Genomic DNA, 24912 nt, shown 5'->3' on the forward strand with positions numbered 1-24912 from the left:
AAGCTGTCAGTTGTTCAGCGTTGAGCGCACTTCCGTGAGATATGCACGGGTGTTCGCGGCCAGCGCCAGCGACTTGCACGCTGTTGTGTGGCGAGTGCCCAGCCAGCGGGGCCGGGCACTCGCCCCGTCAGGCAGGCAACAAGCGGCGCTGGCCCTGGCCGGGCAAGGTCTTCAGGCTCTTACCCAGCACTGCACTGGCGCTGCGGCTGGCGATGCTCGGCACGTAGTACCAGTCGGCCCGGCATTCTGTCGGGGTGGCGGTGACGACCAGGAAGCCGCGGCGGCTGGTGTCGCAGTAGCCGAGGTCGGGCACGAGGGCCTGCAGGCCGGCGGCCAGTTGGGCCGGCTCCACGGTGGGCAGGTAGGCCTCGAAGCCGGGCGAGCTGACGGAGGCGGTGGCGAATTCCACGCCCACGGCCGCGCCGCCGGCGGTGGCGAGGTTGCTGGCCCAGGCGTTGTGGGTGTCGCCGGCCAGCACCACGAGGTTCTTGTCCAGCGCGCGGGCGTGGGAGAGGACCTGTTCCCGGGCCACCGGGTAGCCGTCCCAGGCATCGAGGTTGTAAGGAAGTGAGGGTTGGGCCAACACCGCCTGCTCCACCGGCGTGAGGGTCTCGGGCGCGGTGCGTTGCTTATGCAGCAAGGCCACGTAGTTGTCCATCGCCACGCCCTGCTTGCCGGCGGTCATCAGGTGGAAGAGCACGGGGGATGGCAGGTTCATGCGGCCCATCAGCACCTGCTGACCCAGGATGTCCCATGTCGTGCCCGAGTCGCGCCATTGCTGCTGCAGCCAGGCGGCCTGTTCTGCTCCCAGCAGCTGGCGTTGTGCATCACCCACCGCAGCCTGGTAGGCCGCTTGGTCGAAGCTGCCGTCGGCGCGCAGGTAGTGGGTGAGTTCCAGTTGGCGGTCGCGGCCGACCAGGCGGGTGTCGAGCATGTGCAGCGCCAGCAGGGAGCCGAACTGGAACGACCGGTAGATGCGGTCGGGCCGCGCCGGGTCGGGCAGCCGGATCGGCATCCATTCGAGATAGGCCTGCAGCGCCGCTGCCTTGCGTGCCGCGAAGCTGCCTTCGCTGTCTGGCTGGTGGTTCTCGGCGCCTTCGCGCCAGCTGTCGTTGGCCACTTCGTGGTCGTCCCACACCGCCACCATCGGCAATGCGGCATGCAGTGCCTGCAGGTCGGGGTCGGTGCGGTACTGGGCATGGCGCAGGCGATAGTCGGCCAGGGCCACGGTCTCGGTGGCGGGGAGCGATTCACGGCCGAGCTGCGGGGCCTGCGCGTCGGCATAGCCGCCCCGGGCGTATTCGTAGATGTAGTCGCCCAGGTGCACCGCCAGGTCCAGGTCTTCGAGGCGCGCAGCAGCGGCATAGGCATTGAAGTAGCCGGCGGGATAGTTGGCGCAGGAGAACACGGCCAGTCGCACCCGGGTCACCGGGTCGCGGGGCAGCGTCTTGGTGCGTCCGACGGGAGACCACTGCTCGCCGGCGCGGAAACGGTAGTGATAGGCGGTGCCGGCGGCCAGCCCGGTGGCGTCGACCTTCACCGTGTGGTCGCGGCTGGCATCGGTAGGGGCCTCGCCGCTGGCGACGATGCGGGCGAAGGCGGCGTCGCTCGCCACCTCCCATCGCACGGACAGCGGGCGTGCATCGGCAACGCTCACCCGGGTCCAGAGGATGACGCGGTCGGCCAACGGGTCGCCGCTGGCCACTCCGTGCCGAAAGCTGGCGGCGCCGCCGGGCGCAGCGGGGTCGCCGTCGCCACCCCCGCCGCCGCAGGCAGCGAGGCCGAGCGCTGCCGAGCCGGCGGCCATGCCACGGATGAAATGGCGCCGTGACGGTACGGCGGGGAGCGGTTTCTTGAGGGTCATCGTGCGGTCCTGTCGCAAAAAGAGCGGCAGCGTAGGTTCCGCGGATGAAGCCCGCATGACAACTGGCGATGCATCCATCTTGCATCGACACCGTCTGCGCCACAGAGGCGCGCTCTTGCGTCGCCCGGCGATGCCCCGCTACGCCCCGGGGAACCAGGGCAGGCGAGGGGCAGGCAGGGGAGCAGGCAGGGGAGCAGGCAGGGGAGCCGGGGCAGCGGGAGGGCAGCCGCCGGCGGTAGGCCGGCCGCAAGGCCGCGGCGTCCAGCGGGGGGCGGTGCCGCGTTCGATGCCGGTGGATGCCCGCTCGCGGCATGCCGAAAGCCAGGAGCCGCGACCTTCGGCCAGCGGCTCGCGCGGGCTCGGCCGTGTCGGGCGGCCCCGGCAAGCCCGGGAGCCGCCACAGCGGCCGATCTCAGGACGGTGAGCGCGGCTGCGGGTTGGACAGGCTGGGACCGTTGGGCTTGGCGACCACCGCCGGGGCTGCTTGCCGGCTCAGCCGCTCACGCCACAGGTCGGCGTTCTTGATGCCCAGCTTGTCGGGATCGAACACCGGGTCGAGGCCCGCCTTCTTCTGCGCTTCGTAGTCCTTCAGGCACAGCAGGGCCGGCTTCTGCAGGATGATGATGGCGATGATGTTGAGCCAGGCCATCAGGCCCACGCCGATATCGCCCAGCGCCCACGCGGCGTCGGCGCTCTTCACGGCACCGTAGCTGACCGAGGCGATCATCGCGACCTTCAGCACCAGGCTGAGCCAGGGGCGATGGACCTTGCGGTTGATGTAGCTGACATTGGTCTCGGCCATGTAGTAGTAGGCCACGATGGTGGTGAACGCGAAGAACATCAGCGCGAGCGCCACAAAGCTGGCGCCGAAGCCGGGCAGCATGGATTCGACCGCGGCCTGCGTGTAGCCCGGGCCGGTGGCCACGCCCGGCAGCTTGTTCACCAGCAGCTCGGTGCTTCCGACCTGCTTGACGTTGTAGCTGCCGGTGGCCAGCACCATGAAGGCGGTGGCGGTGCACACGAGCAGCGTGTCCACGTAGATCGAGAAGGCCTGCACATAGCCCTGCTTGGCAGGGTGGGAGACCTCGGCCGCCGCTGCCGGGTGGGCGCCGCTGCCCTGGCCGGCCTCGTTCGAGTAGACGCCGCGCTTGACACCCCATTGAATGGCCAGGCCGAGCAGCGCGCCGAAGCCGGCATCCATGCCGAAGGCGCTGCGCACGATCAGCGACATCATCTCGGGCACCTGGCCGATGTTCATCACCGTGATGACCACTGCCATCAGGATGTAGGCGAGCGCCATGAAGGGCACCACGATTTCGGCGAAGCTGGCGATGCGCTTGACACCGCCGAAGATGATGCAGCCCAGTGCCAGCACGATGGCCGCGGCCGTGTAGTGCGACGGGATCTTCCAGGCGTTCTCGACGCCGGCGGCGATGCTGTTGGCCTGCACGCCGGGCAGCAGCAGGCCCATGGCGATGACGGTGGCCACCGCGAAGATCCAGGCGTACCACTTCTGGCCCATGGCCTTCTCGATGTAGTAGGCCGGGCCGCCACGGTACTGACCGTTGCTGTCCGTTTCCTTGTAGACCTGGGCGAGGGTGGACTCGACATAGGCGGTGGAAGCCCCCAGGAAGGCCATCATCCACATCCAGAAGACCGCGCCGGGCCCGCCGTAGTAGATGGCCGTGGCCACGCCCGCGATGTTGCCGGTGCCGACGCGGCCCGACAGCGACATGGCCAGCGCCTGGAAGGACGAGACGCCGGCGGCCGACTTCTCGCTCTTGAACATCAGCCGCAGCATCTCGCCGAAGCCGCGCAGCTGCATGAAGCGGGTGCGCAGCGAGAAATACAGGCCGACGCCGAGGCACAGGTAGATGAGGGCGTTACTCCAGACCAGATCGTTGATCCGGTTGATCCATTCAGTCACTTGTCTTCCTCCGTATCAAATGGGTCACGCCTGCGGCTGCTGCGCTTTTGTGGAGCGCCGCAGGAGAGCAGCAGCGTTGGGTCCGGCCGGCGGCATGGTGTAGGCGACGGCCTTGGAAGGGATAGCCGCCGAAGCGGGTCCGCATGCGGGCCCGGTCCAGCGGCCGAGGGCGCAACTGTAGCAGTGTGGCCGCTGTCACTTTTGGCGACGAATTGCGCAGCGCAGCCGCTACGATGCGCTCTTGCCCGCCACAGGGCGTTCATGATGAAAGGTGGTCCATGAGCCCCCGGCTTGCTATTCCCTGCTGCTTCCCGCCGGCCTTGCCGGTGCCGGTGCAATGACGGCCCGCACGCCGGCAGAGGCCGCGCTGCTGGCCCTGCAGTGCCTGGACCTCACCTCGCTGAAGGACGAGGACAGCGACGACTCCATCCGCGCGCTCGCCGCCCGGGCCGCCACGCCGCACGGTGCGCCCGCCGCGCTGTGCGTCTATCCGCGCTTCGTGCCGGTGGCGCGCCAGGCACTCGATGCCCAGGGCCTCACCGCGGTGCGGGTGGCCACGGTGGTCAACTTCCCGCAGGGCCAGAGGCCGGCCTCCCAGGTGGTGGCCGAGATCGAGGGCGCGCTGGCCGCCGGCGCGGACGAGATCGACCTCGTCTTCCCCTGGCGCGCCTTGCTGGACGGCCAGCCGCAGGTGGGCGCCGAACTGGTGGGTGCCGGCCGTCGAGCCTGCCAGCGCGCCGGCAGCCCGGTACCGCTGAAGGTGATTCTCGAGACCGGCGAGCTGCGCGATCCCGCGACCATCCTGGAAGCGGGCCGCATCGCGGCGGCAGAAGGGGCGGATTTCCTCAAGACCTCCACCGGCAAGGTGCCGGTCAACGCGACGCCGGAGGCGGTGGCCTGCCTGCTACAGGTCATCAACGAGCACGGCGGACGGGTCGGCCTGAAGATCGCCGGCGGCGTCACCGGCATTGCGGACGTTCAGGCCTACCTCGACCAGGTGGCCCGGGCCTGCGGCGACAGCTGGCTGACCCCGGAGCATCTGCGCTTCGGTGCCTCGAGCCTGGTCGGCGCGCTGCTCGCTGCGCTGGACGGGCTGCCGCCGCCCGCAGCAGCCACCCCTCGCGCTGCCTACTGACACCCGATGAACCCGAACACCTCCTTGCTGCTGCCGCAGGAAATCATTCGCCGCAAGCGCGACGGCGCCGCCTTGGCGGCGGCCGACATCCAGGCCTTGGTGGCCGGCATTGCCGATGGCCGGGTCAGCGAAGCGCAGATGGGCGCCTTTGCGATGGCGGTGTGCTGCCGCGGCATGGACACCGCCGAGGCGGTCGCCCTCACGCTGGCCATGCGCGACAGCGGCGAGCGTCTGCGCTGGGACGGCGCGCAGCAGCTGCCCGGCCCGGTGGTGGACAAGCACTCGACCGGCGGCGTGGGCGACACCGTGTCGCTGATGCTCGGGCCCATGCTGGCAGCCTGCGGCTGCTTCGTGCCAATGATCTCCGGCCGCGGCCTCGGCCACACCGGTGGCACGCTGGACAAGCTGGAATCCATCCCCGGCTACCGCGTGCAACCCTCGCTGGCCCAGCTGCAGCGGGTGGTGCGCGAGGTGGGGGTGGCCATCGTCGGCGCTGGCGAGCGGCTGGCGCCGGCGGACCGGCGGCTGTACGCGGTGCGCGATGTCACGGCCACGGTCGAGTCAATGCCGCTGATCACCGCTTCCATCCTGGCCAAGAAGCTGGCGGCCGGCCTGCAGGCCCTGGTGCTGGACGTCAAGTTCGGCTCCGGCGCCTTCATGCAGGAGCCCGCTGCGGCCAGCGCCTTGGCGCAGAGCCTGGTGCAGGTGGGCCAGGACGCCGGCCTGCCGACGCGCGCCTTGCTGACGGACATGGACCAGCCGCTCGCGCCCGCCGCTGGCAACGCGCTGGAACTGAGCCTGACGCTCGACTACCTGAGCGGCCGCGATCGGCCGGCGCGGCTGCATGAGCTGGTCATGGCCTTGGGCGGCAGCCTGCTGCTGCAGGCCGGCCAGGTGTCGCACTGGAGCGAGGCCGAGGGCCGGCTGCAGCGGGCCCTCGACAGTGGCCAAGCGGCTGAGCGTTTCGCTCGCATGGTGGCGGGGCTGGGCGGGCCGGCCGACCTGCTGGAGCGCTCGCAGCGCTACCTGGCGGCCGCCCCGGTCGTGAAGGCGGTCCCGGTACCACCCGAGGCCCGGGCAGCCGGGCTGTCGCGGGTGGCCAGCATCGACACGCGCGCCCTCGGAATCGTGGTGGTGCAGCTGGGCGGTGGCCGCCGCCGCAGCGAAGACCGCATCGACCCCGCGGTGGGGCTCAGCGCGCTGGCGCCCGTGGGCGCCGTGCTGGAGCGCGGCACGCCGGTGGCTTTGGTGCATGCCGCCAACCCGGCCTCGGCCGATGCGGCGGTGGCTGCCGTGCAGGCGGCCTACCGTTGGACCGACCCTGCAGCCGCCTGGGCCAAGCGCCCGGTGGTGGCAGGCATGATCGAGCCCCGCGTGGTGCCGTGACGCCAGCCTTACTGCACCGCGATTGCCTCACCCCCGAACCGGAAGCCCATGATGTCCGACGACGAACTGATCGAAGCCGCCCGCCAGGCGCGCGACCATGCTCATGCACCGTACTCGCATTTCCGGGTGGGCGCCGCGCTGCTGGCGCATGACGGCCGCCTGTTCACCGGCTGCAATGTCGAGAACGCGGCCTACGGCTTGTGCAACTGCGCCGAGCGCACCGCCTTCTTCACCGCCATCGCCACCGGCATGCGGCCCGGCGGCTTCAGCCGCATCGCCGTGATCGGCGATACGCCCCAGCCCATCACGCCTTGCGGGGCCTGCCGGCAGGTGATGTTCGAGCTGGGCGGGCCCCAGCTGGCCGTGCTGCTGGCCAATGTGCAGGGAGCGCGGCGCCTGACGTCCATGGCCGAGCTGCTGCCCGACGGCTTCGGCTTCCAGCCGTCCGCTTGAACCGCGGCTGTGCGCCCTGGGATCAATCCCGAGGCGACCTTGCATGCATTTTGCGAACATGTGCGCCCATCATCGACAGCAGAAGGACTCCTTCATGACCCGGACCTCGACCCACCGCTTCCTGCGCCGCGCCTGCCTGGCCATGCTCGCCGCCCCCGCGCTCGGCATGGGCGTCGGCGCCTGGGCGCAGGCCAGCCAGCCGGCGGTGGTCTACGACGCCGGCGGCAAGTTCGACAAGTCCTTCAACGAAGCGGCCTACAACGGCATCGAGCGCTTCAAGAAGGAAACCGGCATCGGCTACCTCGACTTCGAGATCTCCAACGACACGCAGCGCGAGCAGGCGCTGCGTCGCATGGCACAGAAGGGCGCGAACCCCATCATCGCGATCGGCTTCGCCCACACCTCGGTGCTGGAGAAGGTGGCCAAGCAATTTCCCAAGCAGCAGTTCGCGCTGATCGACAGCGTGGTGGAGGCGCCCAATGTGCAATCGGTCGTCTTCAAGGACCAGGAAGGCACCTTCCTGGCCGGCATGCTGGCGGCCATGGCCAGCAAGAGCGGCAAGGTCGGTTTCATCGGGGGCATGGACGTGCCGCTGATCCGCCGCTTCCAGTGCGGCTATGAGCACGGCATCAAGTACGCCAACCCGAAGGCCGAGCTGCTGGCCAACATGACGGGCACCACGCCGGCTGCCTGGAACGACCCGACCCGCGGCGGCGAGCTGGCCAAGGCCCAGTTCTCGCGCGGGGTGGACGTGATCTTCGCGGCTGCAGGCGCCACCGGCCTGGGCGTCTACCAGACGGCCAAGGACCAGGGCAAGCTCGCCATCGGCGTCGACAGCAACCAGAACCACCTGCAGCCCGGCACCATGCTGACCTCGATGGTCAAGCGGGTCGACAACGCGGTCTATACCATTGCCATGGCGGCCAAGAACGGCCAATGGAAGCCCGGCACCGTGGTGCTCGGCGTGAAGGAGCAGGGCGTCGGCCTGGCCATGGACCAGCACAACGCCAAGCTGGTGACGCCGGAGATGAAGAAGCGCCTGCAGGCCGCGGAGGCGGACATCGTCTCCGGCAAGCTGAAGGTGGCGCTCTACAGCGCGGACGGCGGCTGCAAGTACTGAACGCCGTGCCCCCGACCCTGTCCCCCCCGGCAGCAGTGGCCCTGCCTGAGCCTGCCGGGGTGCCGGCCGTCGAGTTGCGCGGCATCCACAAGCGCTTCGGCGAGGTGCAGGCCAACCGCGACATCCACCTGACCGTGGCCCGCGGCAGCATCCATGGCCTGGTCGGCGAGAACGGCGCCGGCAAGTCCACCCTGATGAGCATCCTCTACGGCTTCCATGAGCCCGATGCCGGCAGCATCCACATCGGCGGCCGCGAGGTGCGCCTGCGCAGCGCCCAGGAGGCGATCGCCCAAGGTGTCGGCATGGTGCACCAGCATTTCATGCTGGTCGAGCGCTTCACGGTGCTGGAGAACGTGGTGCTCGGCGCCGAAGGCGGCTTTTCGCTGGCGGCGCCGCTCGGCCAGGCGCGGCGGGAGCTGCAGCGCCTGGCCCGCGAGTTCGGCCTGGCGGTGGAGCCCGACGCCCGCGTGCGCGACCTGCCGGTGGGCGCGCTGCAGCGGGTGGAGATCCTCAAGGCCCTGTACCGGGGGGCGCGCATCCTCATCCTCGATGAACCGACCGGGGTGCTGACGCCGCAGGAGAGCGAGCAGCTCTTCGCGGTGCTGGCCGAGTTGAAGGCACGTGGCGTCACCATCCTGCTGGTGACGCACAAGCTCAAGGAGATCATGGCCACCTGCGACCAGGTCACCGTGATGCGCGGCGGCAGCGTGGTCGCCACCCGGCCCACCCGCGAGACCAGCGAGGCCGAGCTGGCCGAGCTGATGGTGGGCCGCAAGGTGGTGCTGGGCGCTGCCGCGCCGGCTGTCCGGGTGGCGGAGACCCGGCTGGCGGCCGAAGGCCTGTGGTGGCGGGATGCGCAGGGCGTGGCGCGGCTGCAGGACGTGTCGCTGGAGTTGCGGGCCGGCGAGATCGTCGGTGTCGTCGGCGTCGCGGGCAACGGCCAGAGCGAGTTGCTGGCCTTGCTCTCGGGCATGCAGCCGCCGCAGCAGGGCCGCATCCGCCATGCCGCGGCCAGCGGCGGCTGGCACGATGCCAGCCATGAGCACCCCATCGGCCCGCGCGAGTTGCGGCGGCTGGGCGTGGCCCATGTGCCGGAGGACCGGCACCGGCAGGGCCTGGTGCTCGGCTTTCCGATGTGGGAGTCGGCCGCGCTCGGCTACCAGGACGACCCGGCCCTGCGCCGTGGGCCTTTCCTGCTCTCGCTGGGCGCGATGCGCGCCGCCTGCCGCCGCATGATGGAGGACTTCGACGTGCGCCCGCGCAACGAGCGCCTGGGCTCGGCCAAGTTCTCCGGCGGCAACCAGCAGAAGCTGATCCTGGCGCGCGAGTTCCAGCGTGCGCCGAGGGTGCTGTTGATCGGTCAGCCGACGCGCGGCGTCGACATCGGCGCCATCGAGTTCATCCACAAGCGCATCGTCGCGCTGCGCGATGCGGGGTGCGCGGTGCTGCTGGTCTCCACCGAGCTGGAGGAGATCCTGGCACTGGCCGACCGCATCGTCGTCATGTGCGGCGGCCGCATCACCGGCGAGCTGCCGCGCAGTCAGGCCGACGAACGCCGCCTCGGCGCGCTGATGGGAGCGCAGGCCGCGTCGCCCGCTGCGGCAGGGCCGGACCGCCTGGGCTCGGCGGACGAAACGCCGCCCGCCAGCGCCGCCGGCGGCCTTACCGGAGAGTTGTCATGAGTTCCACCCCGGCCACCCTGCCGCGCTGGGTCGATGTCGGCGTGCTGCCGGTGCTCAATGTCGTGGTCGCGCTCGCCGCGGCCGGCCTGCTGGTGTGGGCGATCGGCCAGAACCCCTTCGACGCGGTGCGGCTGCTGCTCGAGGGCGCCTTCGGCAGTGCGCTCGCCTGGAGCTACACGCTCTACTACACCACCAATTTCCTCTTCACCGGCCTGGCGGTGGCGGTGGCTTTCCAGGCCGGGCACTTCAACATCGGGGCCGAAGGCCAGGCCACGCTCGGCGGCCTGGGGGTGGGCCTGGTGCTGCTGGGCCTGGATGGCTGGCTGCCGGCGCCGCTGCTGCTGCCACTGGCCGTGCTGGGCGGCTGCCTGGCCGGCGTGGCCTGGGCCTTCGTGCCGGCCTGGCTGCAGGCCTACCGGGGCAGCCACATCGTCATCACCACCATCATGTTCAACTTCCTTGCGTCGACGCTGATGGTGTGGCTGCTGGTCAATGTGGTCGCCACGCCAGGTGGCCTGGCGGTGGAGAGCCGGCCCTTCGCCGAGGGCGCCGCGCTGCCCAGCGCCCAGGCGGTACTGGCGCTGCTGGGCATCGAATGGCCCGACACGCCGCTGAACCTCGCCTTCCTGCTGGCCCTGCTGGCCTGTGTGGCAGTGTGGCTGTTGCTGTGGCACACGCGGCTCGGCTTTGCGCTGCGCACGGTGGGGCTGGCGCCCGACGCTGCCCGCTACGCCGGCATGGACCCGCGCCGCCTCACGGTGGTGGCCTTGTGCATCTCGGGTGCGCTGGCGGCGCTGGCCGGCGTCAACGAAATCGCTGGCGTGCATCACAAGTTGCTGCTCGACTTCGTGGCGGGGGCCGGTTTCACCGGCATCGCGGTGGCCTTGATGGGGCGCAACCACCCGCTGGGCATCGCGCTGGCGGCGCTGCTGTTTGGGGCGCTGGCCCAGGGCGGATCGGAGCTGGTGTTCGAGATGCCGGCCTTCACCCGCGACATGTCGGTGACGGTGCAGGGCTTCGTGGTGTTGTTCTGCGGTGCGTTGGCACTGATGCTGCGGCCCGCCGTGGCGCGGGTCTACGGTTGGGCGGGAGGCCGCCATGGATGAACTGCTGCTGATGGCCGGCTCCCTGCTGGGGGCCACGCTGCGCATCTCCGTGCCGCTGGTGCTGTGTGCACTGGCCGGAGTGTACAGCGAGCGTGCCGGCGTGATCGACATCGGCCTGGAGGGCAAGATGCTGGCTGCGGCCTTCACCGCCGCCTGCCTGGCCGCCGCGGGCTGGCCCGCCTGGCTGGCCCTGCTGGCGGCCTGCGGCGTCTCGGTGGCGATGGCGCTGGTGCATGGCTTCGCCTGCATCACGCATCGCGGGCAGCAGATCGTCTCCGGCGTGGCCATCAACATCATTGCGGCCGGCCTCACCGCGGTGCTGGGACTGGTCTGGTTCCAGCAGGGCGGCCGCACGCCGGACGTGGCGCCGGAACGGCGCTTCACCGCGCTGTTCCCCGATGCGGTGGCTGCCGTGCACGGGTGGCCGGGCATCGGTCCGCTGCTGGCGGAGGGCGTGCTGCGGCATGACGTGCTGGTGTGGCTGGCCTTCGCGCTGGTGCCGGCCACCTGGTGGCTGCTGTACCGCACCCGCTTCGGGCTGCGGCTGCGGGCGGTCGGCGAGAACCCGGCCACGGTGGATGCGGCCGGCATCTCGGTCAGCTGGCTGCGCTACCGCGCCGTGATCGCGGCGGGGCTGCTGTGCGGCATTGCCGGCACCTACCTGACGCTGGCGCAGAATGCGGCCTTCACACCCAACATGACCGCGGGCCGCGGCTTCATGGCGCTGGCGGCCATGGTGTTCGGGCAGTGGCATCCGCTGCGCGCGGGCGTGGCCTGCTTGTTGTTCGGCTTCCTGGACGCGCTTGCCATCCGCCTGCAGGGCAGCTCGGTGGCCACCTTGCCGGTGGAGCTGATCCAGGCGCTGCCCTACCTGCTCACCGTGGTCCTGCTGGCCGGTTTCTTTGGCCGTGCCCAGGCGCCGCATGCGCTGGGCCGGCCCTACGTGAAAGAACGCTGAGGTGCCTCGCTTCCTGCATACCGCCGACTGGCAGATCGGCCGCCACTATGGACAGTTCGAGCCCGATGACGCGGTGCCCCTGGCCGAGGCGCGCTTTGCTGCGGTGGAGCGGCTGGCCGCCCTGGCGACCGAGCAGGCGGTGGACGCGGTGCTTGTGGCCGGCGACGTCTTCGACGCCCAGACGGTGTCCGACCGCACCGTACGCCGCCTGTTCCATGCGCTGGCCGGCTATGCCGGCCCCTGGGTCCTGATCCCCGGCAACCACGATGCGGCATTGGCCGAAAGTGTCTGGACCCGCGCTGCCCTGCTGGGTGCGGTGCCGGCGAACGTGCACCTGGCGTTGCAGCCGCAGGTGCTGTCCTTCGCCGAGCGCGGCTTTGCCGTGCTTGCCGCGCCGCTGACGCAGCGCCACACCCATGCCGACCTGACCGCCTGGTTCGACGACGCGGAGACGCCGCCCGGCCTGCTGCGCATCGGCATCGCCCATGGCAGCGTGCAAGGCCTGCTGGCCGAAGGCATTGATTCTCCCAACCCGATTGCGGCCGACCGTGCGGCGCGTGCCCGGCTCGACTACCTGGCGCTGGGTGACTGGCACGGCACCCGGCAGGTCGATGCGCGCACCTGGTACAGCGGCACGCCCGAGCCGGACCGTTTCAAGGCCAACGCGGCCGGGCAGGCCTTGCTGGTCGAGCTGGCATCGCCCGGCTCGCAGGCGCAGGTGACGCCGCTGACCTGCCGGCAGTTCCACTGGCGCACGCTGTCGCAGACCCTGGGCGTGGCCAGTGATGTGGATCAGCTGCTGGCCCGTCTGTCGGAGGCGGGCAGCGGCGACGTGATCGAGCTGCAACTGCAGGGCAGCGTCGACCTGGCCGGCCATCAGCGGGTGCAGCGCGCCATGGGCGAGTTGCAGGCGCGGGTGCGCTGCCTGCGGGCCGACCTGTCCGGCTTGCGGCTGCTGCCCACCGAGGACGACATTGCCGCGCTGCAGGCTGACGGCTACCTGGGCGAGGTCATCGCCGAGCTGCGCGACGCGCAGCAGGGCGAGCGGGCCGGCCTGGCCCGCGACGCACTGGCCCTGCTGGCCGGCCTGCTCGCCGAGCGCCACCCGGCCACGGGGCTGCAGCGGCCATGAAGCTCAGGCGCCTGCGCATCGAGCAGCTGAGGCAGTTCCGCCAGCCGCTGGAGATCGATGGCTTCGAGCCCGGCCTCAATCTCTTCACCGGTGCCAACGAGGCCGGCAAGAGCAGCATCGTGCGTGCCATCCGCGCCGCCTTCTTCGAGCGGCACCGCTCCACCATGGTTGAAGACCTGCGACCCTGGGGCGACTCCGCCGCAGCACCCACGGTGGAGCTCGAGTTCGACTTCGCCGACACCACATACCGCCTGAGCAAGACCTTCCTGCACCGCAAACGGTGCGAGCTGCGGGCTGGCAGCCTGCGGCTGGAGGGCGTCGAGGCGGAAGACCACCTGGCCCAGCTGCTCGGTTTCCAGTTCGCCGGCAAGGGGGCCAGCAAGGCCGAACACTGGGGCATCCCCGGCCTGCTGTGGATCGAGCAGGGCTCGGCCCATGAAGTGCACGAGCCGGTGCGCTTTGCCACCGACCATTTGCGCACGGCCTTGCAGGCCACGCTGGGCGAGGTGGCCAGCAGCGGCGGGGATGACATCCTCGAGCGCGTCAGGGCCGAGCGTGCTCTCCTGCTGACAGCAGGCAGCCGCCCGCGCGGCGAGTATCAGAAGGTGATCGAGGACCTGCAGAACGCATCGGGCCGGCTGGCCGAGCTGGACGACCAAGTCGAGGCCTACCGCCAGCAGGTCGACACCCTGGCCGGCCTGCGTGAGCAGCAACGGCGCGACGAGGCGGAGCGCCCCTGGGAGGGCTACCGCGCCGCCCAGTCGCAGGCCGAGCAGGCCTTGCAAGCCGCCGCCGAACTGCAGCAGCAGCTCGCCCGCGACCGGGAGCGGCTGAGGGAGCAGCAGGGCCGGCTGGAACTGCTGCGCGAGCAGCTGGCCGCCTTCGAGCAACAGCAGGCCGAGCTGGCCGCGCGGGCGAAGGCGCAGGCCCTGGCCGAGCAGCGGCATGCGGTGGCCGAAGCCCGCGAGCAGCAGCTGAAGCTCGAAGCCGAAGCCCTGGCGCGGCGCTACGAGCGGGCCCGTGAGGCCTTGCGCCTGGCTCGCCAGGAAGACAGCCGCCAAGCGCTGCAGCGCCAGCTGCGCGAGGCCCAGGCCCGTGCCGCCGACCTGGCCGAGGCGGTGGCCAAGGCAGAGGCCGAACACCAGCGGCTGGTGGCACTGCGCAGCGAGGCTGCCACCACCCAGATTGCCGTGCGCGAACTCGAACTGCTGCGCAAGCAGCACGGGCGGCTGCACGACCTGGAGCTGCGCCGTGCGGCGGCCGCCACGCGGGTGCGTTATGCGCTGGAGCCGGGGCAGGCAATGCAGGTGGACGGCGAGGCACTGAGCGGCCAGGGCGAACGCCTGCTGGTCGCACCGGCCGAATGGTGGGTGCCGGGTGTCGGCCGGCTGCGCATCGAGCCGGGTGGCCAGGACCTGGGCGAGCTGGCTCGACAGCATGGCGAAGTGCGCGACGAGCATGCCGCGCTGCTGCAGCGCCTGGGGCTGGCTTCGCTGCAAGCCGCCGAGGCGCGGCACCAGCTGCACCGCCAGCAGCTCACCGAGATCGGCCATGCCGACCAGACCTTGCACCTGCTGGCGCCCAAGGGGCTGGATGCACTGCGCACCGAGCGTGCCGCGCAGGCGGCCCGCATGGGCGAGGCCCAGGCGGCCCTCGACCGCTTGCCGCCGCCACCGCCGGACAGCGTGCCGGCCCTGGCCGCGGCCGAGGACGAACACGAGCAGGCGCGCCGCGCCACCGAGCAGAGCAATTCGCAGTTGCACAGCGCGCTGCAGACGCTGTTGGTGGCGAGCAGCGAGCGCGACGCGGCCCGCCGCGAATGCGAGACGCTGCGCGCCGGGCTGGCGGACCCGCAGCGCCGCCAGCGCCTGCAGCAGCATGGCCAGTCGCTGGTGGAGTCGCGGGCCGAAGCCACCGCGCTGGCCGCCCGCATCGAGGCGCGTGAGCACCAGGTGCAGGCCGCCCGGCCGGACATCCTGAGGCAGGACATCGAGCGCCTGCGCCGCAGCGCCGAGCAGGCCGAGAAGCAGTATCGCGAGCGCCGTGACGAGATCATCCGCCTCGAAAGCGCCCTGCAAAGCGCCGGTGCCCAGGGGCTGGAGGAAACCCGCGGCGAGCAGGCACGCGAGGTGGAGGCGTTGCAGCGCCGGCATGGCGAGCTGCAGCGCCGTGCCGAAGCGCTGGACTTCCTGCTGACCCGCCTTGAAGCCCACCGCGGCGCGTTGACACGGCGCCTGCAGGCACCGCTGCAACGGCACCTGGACCGCTACCTGCAGCTGCTGTTCCCGCGCGCCAGCCTGCTCATCGACGAGCAGCTGAGCCCCGGCCCGTTGACGCGCCCCGGCCTGCGCGGGCCCGAGACCGGCGAGTTCGCCAGCCTCAGCTTCGGCGCACGCGAGCAGATGGGCGTGATCAGCCGGCTGGCCTATGCCGACCTGCTGCAGGAAGCCGGCCGGGCCACGCTCATCATCCTCGATGACGCGCTGGTGCACAGCGACGAGCAGCGCCTGGGCCAGATGAAGCGCGTGCTGTTCGATGCTGCGCAACGCCACCAGATCCTGCTGTTCACCTGCCATCCCGCGGGCTGGCGCGACCTGGGCGTGGCGCCTCGCGCCATCGAGGCGCTGAAGGCCGGCTGAGTCCGCCTCGCGTGCTATCGTTGGCCGCTGCCCGCAGGCAGGAGTTGAACAAGACACAGGAGTTGACGTGATGAAGCCTTGCAGCCACCCGGTCGTATGCGGGGGACGGTCATGGCCTTGAGAACCCTCACGCCGCTGGAAGCCCGCGTGCTCGCGGTGCTGGTCGAAAAACAGCACACGGTGCCCGACAGCTACCCGCTGTCATTGAACGCACTGACCCTCGGCTGCAACCAGAAGACGGCCCGCGAGCCGGTGATGAACGTCAGCGAAGCCGAGGTGCTGCAGGCCATCGAAGGCCTGAAGGAGCAGACCCTGGTCAACGAGGTGAGCGGCAGCCGGGTGGTGCGCTTCGAGCACAACGCGCCGCGCGGGCTCGGCGTGCCGAGCCAGTCGGTGGCCTTGCTGACCCTGCTGATGCTGCGCGGGCCGCAGACCGCCGCCGAACTGCGCTTGCACACCGAGCGGCTGCACCGCTTTGCCGACATCTCTTCGGTCGAGGGCTTTCTCGAAGAACTCGCCGAGCGTGAACCACGACGTGTGGTCAAGCTGCCGCGCGCACCCGGTGCCCGTGAAGCGCGCTGGGCCCACTTGCTGTGCGGCGAGGTGGCGGTGCCGCCTGCGGCTGCCGAGATGGCGGCGGGTGGTGGTGCGGGCGAGGGCAGGCCCGCCGCCAGCGAGATCGCCGCGCTGCGCGCCGAGCAGGCCCGCATGGCTGCCGAGCTGGCTGAATTGCGTGCGCTGGTGCTGCGCCTGGCCGGTGAGCTGGGCGTGGCCGTTGACGACCCCAGCGCCGGCTGAGGGACGCTGCGGCGACCGCAAGGCCCCGGTGCCTTCCAGGTTCGCTGGAAGGGGCGGCCCGCGGCACTCCACACGCGGCTGACCGGTCGCCTGACCACTTCACTGCCACCCCCATGAAGCGCGGACGCCAGCCGCGTGAAGCGGGGCGGCCGCGGACCGCAGCCCACCATCACCAGCGAACGGCGACAAGGCCACGCCAGGCCGTCGCCTGTTCCTTGCCGCGGATCAAAGACCCGCGGCGGCCGGTGGCGAGAGCATGCATCGCATGCCATCGCCCGCGATGGCCATGCGCTGCTTTGGGTCGCCTTGTCACCTGGCGCAAGCCCCGGCGGATGATGCGTCGCCGCCACACAGGTTTACCCCGACGCGCCCACCGCGTGGACGGTGGCAAGCCGGCCGCAATAGCACGGCTGGAGCGCACGCAGAGTGCGATCGGCATGCGGACGTCGGGCATCCGTGGTGCCGGGAAGCCACCAGCGTGGTGCATCGGCCCCCCTTGGTGAGGGGGTGTTCGCCCAGCCAGTGCTCGGCCATGCTTCGCGACACCGAAGTTGATGCACACACACAGAAACATGAGGGAGGCTCACGAATGAACTGGCTGTGGACGCCACGCCTGCGCCCCTTCATCGCCTTGGCTGGAACGGCCTCGCTGCTGCTGAACCTGGCGCTGCTGATGCCGTCGATCTACATGCTGCAGGTGTTCGACCGGGTGTTCAGCAGCCGCAGCCTGGAGACGCTGTTCATGCTGAGCGTGCTGACGGCGCTGGCGCTGGGGCTGGGCTACTGCATGGACCGTGCGCGCAGCCTGCTGCTGTCGCGCGCCGGGCGGCTGGTGGACGAGACGCTGGCCCCGCACGCCCTGCAGGCGGCGCTGCAGGAGAACGCCACCGCCCGCCACCGCACCGACCGCTCGGCGCTGCAGGACATCACCCGGCTGCGCGGCTTCCTGGGCAGCCCCGCGGTGCAGGCGCTGTTCGACGCCCCGTGGCTGCCCCTCTACCTGCTGCTGATCTTCGCGCTGCACCCGGCGCTCGGCTGGGCCGCGCTGGGCGCGGCGCTGCTGCTGTTCGGCCTGGGCCTGTACACCGAGCGCCACACCCGCAGCGAGACCGAGCAGGTGCTGCTGCGCGGGCGCAGCGCCGCGCTGCACATCGAGGCGCTGCACCGCAATGCCGAGGTGCTGGTGGGCATGGGCATGCTGCAGCGCGCCGTGGCCGCCTGGAGCGCCCGCCACCGCGAGGCGCTGCTTGCGCAGGAGCGGCTGGGTGAGGCCAGTGCGGCGTTGTCGGCCTGCGGGCGGCTGCTGCGCCAGGCGGTGCAGGTGGGCATGCTGGGCCTGGGCGCCTGGCTCGTCATCGCCGGGCATGCCTCGCCCGGCATCATGATCGCCGCCACCGTGCTGGTGGCGCGCGCCCTGCAGCCGGTGGAGCACCTCATTGCCGGCTGGAAGTCGCTCATCGAGGTGCGGGCCGCCTGGGCGCGGCTGCAGCAGCAGAGCCTGGAGCTGCCGCAGCCCGATGCGCTGCGGCTGCCGCCGGCGCGCGGCGGGCTCAGCCTGGAGCAGGTCAGCTACGGCGTCGACCCGCAGCGCCCGCCGCTCATCAAGCGCGTGAGCTTTGCGCTGGCTGCCGGCGAGTGCCTGGGGCTGATCGGCCCGAGCGCTGCCGGCAAGACCACCCTGCTGCGGCTGATGCTGGGGCTGCGCAGCCCGCAGGCCGGCAGCGTGCGGCTCGACGGCGTGGAGCTGGCGCACTGGCCGCGCGAGCAGCTGGTGGGCGCCATCGGCTACCTGCCGCAGGACGTCGAGCTGTTTGCCGGCAGCGTCGCGCACAACATCGCCCAGCTCGGCCCGGTGGACAGCGAGCGGGTGGTGGCCGCCGCCCAGCTGGCCGGCGTGCACGAGATGATCCTGCGCCTGCCCCAGGCCTACGAGACCGAGCTCGGCGAGGCCGGCTGCGCGCTGTCGGGCGGGCAGCGCCAGCGCATCGCCCTGGCGCGCGCCGTCTACGGCAGCCCCCAGCTGGTGGTGCTCGACGAGCCCAATGCCAACCTCGACAGCGAGGGCGAGGACGCGCTGGCGCGCGCCATCGAGCAGCTCAAGCAGGGCGGCTGCACCGTCGTGCTGGTCTCGCACCGGCCCTCGCTGATGCGCCAGGCCGACAAGCTGGCCGTGCTGCGCGAGGGCCAGCTGGAGCTGTTCGGCCCGCGCGAGCAGGTGCTGGCCCGCCTGAGCAGCCCCAGCGTGCACCCCTTGCGCCGCCCCGAGGCGGGCAGCGCCGCGGGAGCACAGGCATGAACGGCGCCGCCAACTCCGCCTTCCCCTCCAGCTTCGGCAGCGAGGCCGGCCTCGTGGCGTCGCGCCACGGCGGCCCCGTCACGCTGGCGCGGCTGCTGGCCGAGGCGCAGCCCGCCGCCGAGCACCGCCACGCGCTGGCCCGGCTGCGCCGCAAGGTGGTGCTGCCGCTGGCGGTGGTGGGGCTGCTGGTGGGCGGCTGGTGCGCCTGGGCGCCGCTCAGCGGTGCGGTGGTCGCCAACGGCCAGGTGCAGACCGAGCTGGGCCGCAAGATCGTGCAGCACCAGGAAGGCGGCATCGTGCAGGCGCTGCATGTGCGCCCCGGCCAGCGCGTCAGCAAGGGCCAGCCGCTGCTGGTGGTGGGCGACCTGCGCAGCGACGCCGCCTTCGACATCCTCAGCAAGCAGCGTGACGCCGAGCGCGTGCGTGCCGAGCGGGCCCGCGCCGAGCTCGCGCTGGCCGCCACGGTGAGCTGGCCGGCCGATGCGGCGCCCGAGACCCTGGCGCGCGAGCGCCAGCTGTTTGCTGCGCGGCGCGAGGCGCTGGATCACCAGCTGCAGTCGCTGCAGGCGCAGCAGGGCGACGCGCGGGCGCGCATCGCCGCACTGGAGGCCCAGCTCAAGGCCGCTGGCGAGGCCGCCCGGTTGGCGCGCGAGGAGCTGGCCATCAACCTGCCGCTGGCCGAGAGCGGCTTCATCCAGAAGACCCGGCTGATCGCCATGCAGCGCTACGTGGCCGACCTGGAAGGCCGCACCGAGGCCGCTCGCAGCGACCTGGCCGAGGCGCGCGGGCAGCTCGGGCGGCTTGGCCAGATGGCCGCCGAGCTGCGCGGCGCCTACCAGCAGCGCGCCGCCGACGAGCTGAAGGAGGCGGTGGCCCGCCAGCGCGAGCTCGACGACCGGCTGCGCCCGACGCAGGACCAGGTGGAGCGCCAGACCGTGCGCGCGCCGGTGGACGGCAGCGTGATGGCGCTGCGGGTGAGCGCGCCGGGCACCGCGGTGGGCCCGCGCGAGCCGCTGCTGGAGATCGTGCCGGCGCGCGAGCACCTGATCGTGGAGCTGCGCATCGAGCCGCACGACATCGAGCAGGTGCATGCCGGCGATGCCGCCGAGGTGCGGCTGTCGGCCTTCGACTTCCGCAGCACGCCGCTGCTGGCGGCCCGCGTGCTGGCGGTGGCGCCCGACGCGCAGCAGGACCCGCAGACCCGGCAGTCGTGGTACAGCGCCCAGGTGGAGGTGGCGGCCGAGGAACTGGCCCGCCATCCCCAGCTGCGCCTGCAGGCCGGCATGCCCGCCGAGGTCTTCATCACCACCCCGCCGCGCAGCCTGCTGCAGTACCTGGCCCAGCCGCTGGGCCTGTTCGCCCGCCGCGCGCTGCGCGAGCCGTGAGCGCGGCGGACCTCCGGCAAGCCGTGGCGGCTGTGCCGCGAGCTGCCTTTTCATCCTGCGCGCTGCGCATGCCGTCCGGGTCTTGGGCCTGGCGGTGCGCGGTGCAAGAGGGAGACCCCGGTTCCCGGCGATGCGGCGGCAGGCGGAGGTGCTGCCGGCGCCGCGGGTACTTCTTGTTTATCCACTCTCGGAGATACACATGACCATGATCAATGGCACCCAAGCGAGCGAGTCGCTGACCGATGTCGGCGTCGACACCGACTCGACCCTCAACGCCAACTGGTCGCTCGGCGAGGACCGCATGGCCGGTGGCACCGGCGACGACACCTACTACGTGAATTCCGCCGGTGACCAGGTCATCGAGCGGGCCGGGGAGGGCACCGACACGGTGGTGTCGCAGGTGAAGAGCTACACGCTGGGCAGCGATGTCGAGAACCTCACGCTGAGCAATGCGCCAACCCGCGTCATCGACCTGCCGGGTGGCGGTACCGAGCGGGTGCCCGCGGCCGTCAGCGGCACCGGCAACAGCCTGGACAACACGCTGCTGGGCAACGATCTGGACAACGTGCTGTCCGGCCTGGACGGCGACGACACATTGCGGGGCCGGCTCGGCGACGACCTGCTGCAGGGTGGCAACGGCCGCGACTACCTCGATGGCGGCGATGGCGGCGACAGCCTGCTGGGTGGCAACGGCGATGACACCCTCTACGGCGACTATGGCGACGACCTGCTGTACGGCGGCGCCGGTGCGGACCGGCTCGACGGCGGGGCCGGCGCCGACATCATGGTGGGCGGCTTCGGCGACGACCGCTACTACGTCAACGACGCCGCCGACATGGTGGTCGAAAGCGGCCTGTTTGGCGGCACCGACCACGTGTACAGCCGCATCAGCCACACGCTGGCCCGCAACGTCGAGAACCTGACCCTGGACGCCTACAGCGGCGACACCGAGGGCCGCGGCAACGGCTCGGCGAACCAGATCACCGGCAGCTACGGCAGCAACCAGCTGTTTGGCCTGGGCGGCAACGACCAGCTCTACGGCGAGTACGGCAACGACACGCTGGACGGCGGCAGCGGCCGCGATTTGCTGGCCGGCCAGGCCGGCCGCGACGTACTGACCGGCGGCAGCGGCCAGGACCGCTTCGTCTTCGACGCGGTGGGCGTGGAGCATGCCGACAAGATCACCGACTTCAGCCACGCCGACGACACCATCGTGCTCGGCAACGGGCTCGACATCGGGCTGGACGGCGCCAAGGACCAAGGCCTGCTGGGCCTGTCCTTCTCGGATGCCAATGCCGGCCAGGTCCTGGCCGACGCCTGGTTCTTCAAGGGCGCGGGCATGACGGGCGGCGTGGCCGGGCAGTACAGCGGCATCTACGTGAACACCCTGGACGGGCAGGTCTGGTACAACCCCACGACCCAGGCCGGCGGCGACAGCCTGCTGCTGGGCAGCGTCTCGGTCGAGGCCGCCGGCCAGCTCACCGCATCGGACTTCGTCTTCGGCGGCTGATCCCGGCCGCGCGCGCCGTGCCGGCAGATGCTGCAGCGCAGCATCCCGGCTCGACGCCGGAGCCGTGGCCGCCGCGCCGCGCACCCTGGTGCCGGCGCCTTGCGGCCCGCTCCTGCTGACTGCCATCCCGTGCCACCCGGCCACGCCGTCGGGTTGCTCCGGCACGGGCCTCGCTGACCTGGGGAAACCCTTCTCCAGGCGACCTCGGCCGCCCCCCTAGAATCGTTGTGCTGTGCACCATCATGCTGCACGTCGTTGGAGATTCACGCATGGCTCAAGCCAAACGCAGTGCGGCCGCAGGACAGGACACGTCCGCGTCCGGGGTGCGAACCTTGAAGAAGTACCCCAACCGCCGCTTGTACGACACCGAGACCAGCAGCTACATCACGCTGGCCGACGTCAAGCAGATGGTGCTCGGCGGCGAGGACTTCGTGGTCCGCGATGCCAAGACGAACGAAGACCTGACCCGCAGCATCCTGCTGCAGATCATCCTGGAGGAGGAAACCGGCGGCATGCCGATGTTCTCCACCGGCATGCTGGCCCACATCATCCGCTTCTACGGGCACACCATGCAGGGGCTGATGGGCGCCTACCTGGAGAAGAACATCCAGGCCTTCATCGACATGCAGGGCCGCTTCGCCGAGCAGTCGGCCGGCATGTACGACACCAAGGGCTTCAATCCCGAGATGTGGACCCAGTTCATGAACGTGCAGGCGCCGATGATGCAGGGGCTGATGACCAACTACCTCGAGCAGTCGAAGAACATGTTCGTGCAGATGCAGGAGCAGATGCAGAAGCAGGCGGAGTCGCTGATGCCGGGTTTCCCGGGCTTTCCTCCACAGAAGCGCTGAGCGCGCGGCACCCGCGGCCGCCCCGGATCGGCGAAAATCCGGGGCATGACACAAGATACAGCACCGGCCGGCCTGTCCCCCACGGCAGCAGCGGCCCCCAAGATCGGCTTCGTCAGCCTGGGTTGCCCCAAGGCGCTGACCGACTCCGAACTGATCCTCACGCAGCTGCGGGCCGAAGGCTACGAGACCTCCAAGACCTTCCAGGGCGCCGACCTGGTGATCGTCAACACCTGCGGCTTCATCGATGACGCCGTCAAGGAAAGCCTGGACACCATCGGCGAGGCCCTGGCCGACAACGGCAAGGTGATCGTCACCGGCTGCCTGGGCGCCAAGGCGGGCGAGGGCGGCGGCAACCTGGTGCGCCAGGTGCACCCGAAGGTGCTGGCCGTGACCGGCCCGCATGCCACCGACGAGGTGATGGACGCCGTGCACCTGCACGTGCCCAAGCCGCACGACCCTTTCGTGGACCTGGTGCCGGCCGCTGGCGTCAAGCTCACGCCCAAGCACTACGCCTACCTGAAGATCAGCGAGGGCTGCAACCACCGCTGCTCCTTCTGCATCATCCCCAGCATGCGCGGCGACCTGGTGTCGCGCCCCATCGGCGACGTGCTGGGCGAGGCGCAGCGGCTGTTCGAATCCGGCGTGAAGGAGCTGCTGGTGATCAGCCAGGACACCAGTGCCTACGGCGTCGACGTGAAATACCGCACGGGTTTCTGGGATGGCAAGCCGGTCAAGACCCGTCTGCTGGACATGGTGCAGGCGCTGGGCGAGCTGGGCGAGCGCTACGGCGCCTGGGTGCGGCTGCACTATGTCTATCCCTATCCCCACGTGGACGAGATCCTGCCGCTGATGGCCGAGGGCAAGGTGCTGCCCTACCTGGATGTGCCCTTCCAGCATGCTCACCCGGACGTGCTCAAGCGCATGAAGCGGCCGGCCAACGGCGAGAGGAACCTGGAGCGCATCCAGCGCTGGCGCGAGATCTGCCCCGAGATCGTGATCCGCAGCACCTTCATCGCCGGCTTCCCCGGCGAGACGGAGGCCGAGTTCCAGTACCTGCTCGACTTCATGCGCGAGGCGCAGATCGACCGCGCCGGCTGCTTCGCCTACTCCCCGGTGGAAGGCGCCAGCGCCAACGAGATCCCCGGCGCCCTGCCTGACGAGGTGCGCAACGAGCGGCGCGCCCGCTTCATGGCGGTGGCCGAGGAAGTATCAGCCGCCAAGCTGCAGCGCCGGGTCGGCGCCACCATGCAGGTGCTGGTCGATTCCGCGCCGGCGCTGGGGCGCAAGGGCGGCCTGGGCCGCAGCTATGCCGATGCACCGGAGATCGACGGCACCGTGCGGCTGCTGCCGCCCGAGAAGGCGTCCAAGACGCTCAAGGTGGGCGAGTTCACGCGCGCCCGCATCGTGGCGGCCGAAGGCCACGACCTGATCGCCCAGCCCATCTGAGGACCATGAGCGACACGCCCCGCCCCGAGCCCGCCACCGTGCCGACCAGCACCGAACTGATCCACCATCCCTATGTGCCGCCGCCTGGCTTCCAGGCGGTGGTGCCCGCGGTGCACAAGGCCTCGACGGTGGTCTTCCCGAACGTCGCGGCGATGCGCTCGCGCACCTGGCGCGACAAGTCGGGCTACACCTATGGGCTGCACGGCACGCCGACCAGCTTCATGCTGGAGGAGCGCATCGCCACGCTGGAGGGTGGCCGGCACACGCTGCTCGCGCCCAGCGGCCTGGCCGCCTTGCTGCTGGTGAACGTGGCACTGCTCAAGCAGGGCGACGAGGTGCTGATCCCCGACAACGGCTACGGGCCGGCCAAGGAGCTGGCCCGCCACGAGCTGGCCGGTTGGGGCATCCGCCACCGCTTCTACGACCCGATGCTGTCGGGCGAGGCGCTGGCGGGCCTGATCGGTGAGCACACCCGGCTGCTGTGGCTGGAAGCGCCCGGCTCGGTGACGATGGAGTTTCCCGACCTGTCGGCATTGGTGGCGGCCGCCCGGCAGCGCGGCGTGCTATGCGCGCTCGACAACACCTGGGGCGCCGGCCTCGCCTTCAATCCGTTCGCATTGCCGGGCGGGCAGGGCGTGGACGTGTCGGTGCAGGCGCTGACCAAGTACCCTTCGGGCGGCGGCGACGTGCTGATGGGCTCGGCCACCACCCGCGACGAGGCGGTGCACCAGCGGCTGCAGCTCGCGCACATGCGCCTGGGCCTGGGCGTCGGTGCCAACGACGTCGAGGCGGTGTTGCGCAGCCTGCCGAGCGTGGCTTTGCGCTACGAGGCGCATGACCGCGCGGCGCGCGAGGTGGCGGCTTTCCTGCAGTCGCGGCCGGAGGTGGTGCAGCTGCTGCATCCGGCCTTCGCCGGCTCGCCCGGCCATGAGCATTGGGCGCGCACCTGCCGGGGGGCGGCGGGGTTGTTCTCGGTGGTGCTCGACGCGCGCTATCCGGCAGCGCAAGTGGATGCCTTCGTCGACGCGCTGCGCCTGTTCAAGATCGGCTATTCCTGGGGTGGCCCGGTGAGCCTGGTGGTGCCCTACGACGTACCGAGCATGCGCAGCGCCGGCCGCTGGGCGCATGCGGGCGGCCTGGTGCGCTTCTCGATCGGCCTGGAACGGCCGGCCGACCTGATCGACGACCTCACGCAAGCGCTCGGCCAGCTGGCCGGGTGAGGGG

The 24912-nt window shown here is 71.0% G+C and carries 18 protein-coding genes; 16 read left to right on the top strand and 2 right to left on the bottom strand.

What is annotated here, in order from left to right; translation table 11 throughout:
- Nucleotides 1-127: 127 nt before the first annotated feature.
- Together N7L95_RS02020 and N7L95_RS02025 are read right to left on the bottom strand one after the other, a co-directional pair.
- Nucleotides 128-1864 carry an alkaline phosphatase D family protein gene (locus N7L95_RS02020; protein WP_301258144.1) on the bottom strand — a complete coding sequence of 579 codons (1737 nt, stop codon included), beginning with the start codon at nucleotides 1862-1864 and terminating at the stop codon, nucleotides 128-130.
- Nucleotides 1865-2276: 412 nt separating this feature from the next.
- Entirely contained in the window at nucleotides 2277-3791 is a 1515-nt protein-coding gene (locus N7L95_RS02025; protein ID WP_301258145.1) for an alanine/glycine:cation symporter family protein, read from the bottom strand.
- A 337-nt stretch (nucleotides 3792-4128) separates the two neighbouring features.
- Here N7L95_RS02025 and deoC point away from each other — a divergent pair, with 337 nt between their 5' ends.
- The 16 genes from deoC to N7L95_RS02105 all read left to right on the top strand — a co-directional run bounded on the left by deoC (nucleotide 4129) and on the right by N7L95_RS02105 (nucleotide 24908).
- Nucleotides 4129-4926 carry a deoxyribose-phosphate aldolase gene (gene deoC / locus N7L95_RS02030; protein WP_301258146.1) on the top strand — a complete coding sequence of 266 codons (798 nt, stop codon included), beginning with the start codon at nucleotides 4129-4131 and terminating at the stop codon, nucleotides 4924-4926.
- A gap of 24 nt (nucleotides 4927-4950) precedes the next feature.
- Nucleotides 4951-6312, top strand: coding sequence for a thymidine phosphorylase (deoA, locus tag N7L95_RS02035; RefSeq protein WP_301260041.1), 1362 nt, complete (start codon nucleotides 4951-4953; stop codon nucleotides 6310-6312).
- 51 nt (nucleotides 6313-6363) lie between these two features.
- On the top strand, nucleotides 6364-6765 hold the full coding sequence (locus tag N7L95_RS02040) for a cytidine deaminase (RefSeq protein WP_301260042.1): 402 nt from the start codon (nucleotides 6364-6366) through the stop codon (nucleotides 6763-6765).
- 94 nt (nucleotides 6766-6859) lie between these two features.
- A complete protein-coding gene (locus tag N7L95_RS02045; RefSeq protein WP_435870054.1) occupies nucleotides 6860-7885 on the top strand; it encodes a BMP family lipoprotein in 1026 nt (341 codons plus the stop codon).
- Between the two features lie 5 nt (nucleotides 7886-7890).
- Nucleotides 7891-9567, top strand: a complete 1677-nt coding sequence (locus N7L95_RS02050; protein WP_301258147.1) for an ABC transporter ATP-binding protein — start codon at nucleotides 7891-7893, stop codon at nucleotides 9565-9567.
- Nucleotides 9564-10673: an ABC transporter permease gene (locus N7L95_RS02055; protein ID WP_301258148.1), complete on the top strand. Its 1110-nt coding sequence runs from the start codon at nucleotides 9564-9566 to the stop codon at nucleotides 10671-10673. The genes N7L95_RS02050 and N7L95_RS02055 overlap by 4 nt, the downstream gene beginning before the upstream one ends.
- The gene (locus N7L95_RS02060; protein WP_301258149.1) at nucleotides 10666-11631 is read left to right on the top strand and encodes an ABC transporter permease; all 966 of its coding nucleotides are present in this window, start codon (nucleotides 10666-10668) and stop codon (nucleotides 11629-11631) included. The genes N7L95_RS02055 and N7L95_RS02060 overlap by 8 nt, the downstream gene beginning before the upstream one ends.
- 1 nt (nucleotide 11632) lies before the next feature.
- The gene (locus tag N7L95_RS02065; RefSeq protein ID WP_301258150.1) at nucleotides 11633-12763 is read left to right on the top strand and encodes a metallophosphoesterase family protein; all 1131 of its coding nucleotides are present in this window, start codon (nucleotides 11633-11635) and stop codon (nucleotides 12761-12763) included.
- A complete protein-coding gene (locus tag N7L95_RS02070; RefSeq protein ID WP_301258151.1) occupies nucleotides 12760-15402 on the top strand; it encodes an AAA family ATPase in 2643 nt (880 codons plus the stop codon). Before N7L95_RS02065 ends, N7L95_RS02070 begins: the two co-directional genes overlap by 4 nt.
- A gap of 111 nt (nucleotides 15403-15513) precedes the next feature.
- Nucleotides 15514-16200, top strand: a complete 687-nt coding sequence (locus N7L95_RS02075; RefSeq protein WP_301258152.1) for a YceH family protein — start codon at nucleotides 15514-15516, stop codon at nucleotides 16198-16200.
- Nucleotides 16201-16789: 589 nt separating this feature from the next.
- Nucleotides 16790-18496, top strand: coding sequence for a type I secretion system permease/ATPase (locus N7L95_RS02080; RefSeq protein ID WP_301258153.1), 1707 nt, complete (start codon nucleotides 16790-16792; stop codon nucleotides 18494-18496).
- Nucleotides 18493-19881 (top strand): HlyD family type I secretion periplasmic adaptor subunit, encoded by a 1389-nt coding sequence (locus N7L95_RS02085; protein WP_301257170.1) that lies wholly within the window; start codon nucleotides 18493-18495, stop codon nucleotides 19879-19881. The genes N7L95_RS02080 and N7L95_RS02085 overlap by 4 nt, the downstream gene beginning before the upstream one ends.
- A 199-nt stretch (nucleotides 19882-20080) precedes the next feature.
- On the top strand, nucleotides 20081-21391 hold the full coding sequence (locus N7L95_RS02090; RefSeq protein ID WP_301258154.1) for a calcium-binding protein: 1311 nt from the start codon (nucleotides 20081-20083) through the stop codon (nucleotides 21389-21391).
- 269 nt (nucleotides 21392-21660) lie between these two features.
- A complete protein-coding gene (gene phaR / locus N7L95_RS02095; protein ID WP_301258155.1) occupies nucleotides 21661-22242 on the top strand; it encodes a polyhydroxyalkanoate synthesis repressor PhaR in 582 nt (193 codons plus the stop codon).
- A 45-nt stretch (nucleotides 22243-22287) separates the two neighbouring features.
- Complete coding sequence (gene rimO / locus N7L95_RS02100) at nucleotides 22288-23688, top strand: 30S ribosomal protein S12 methylthiotransferase RimO (RefSeq protein ID WP_301258156.1); 1401 nt, start codon at nucleotides 22288-22290, stop codon at nucleotides 23686-23688.
- Between the two features lie 5 nt (nucleotides 23689-23693).
- Nucleotides 23694-24908: a cystathionine beta-lyase gene (locus N7L95_RS02105; protein WP_301258157.1), complete on the top strand. Its 1215-nt coding sequence runs from the start codon at nucleotides 23694-23696 to the stop codon at nucleotides 24906-24908.
- The last annotated feature ends 4 nt before the right edge of the window (nucleotides 24909-24912 follow it).

Source organism: Eleftheria terrae (genome assembly GCF_030419005.1).
GTDB lineage: Bacteria > Pseudomonadota > Gammaproteobacteria > Burkholderiales > Burkholderiaceae_C > Caldimonas > Caldimonas terrae.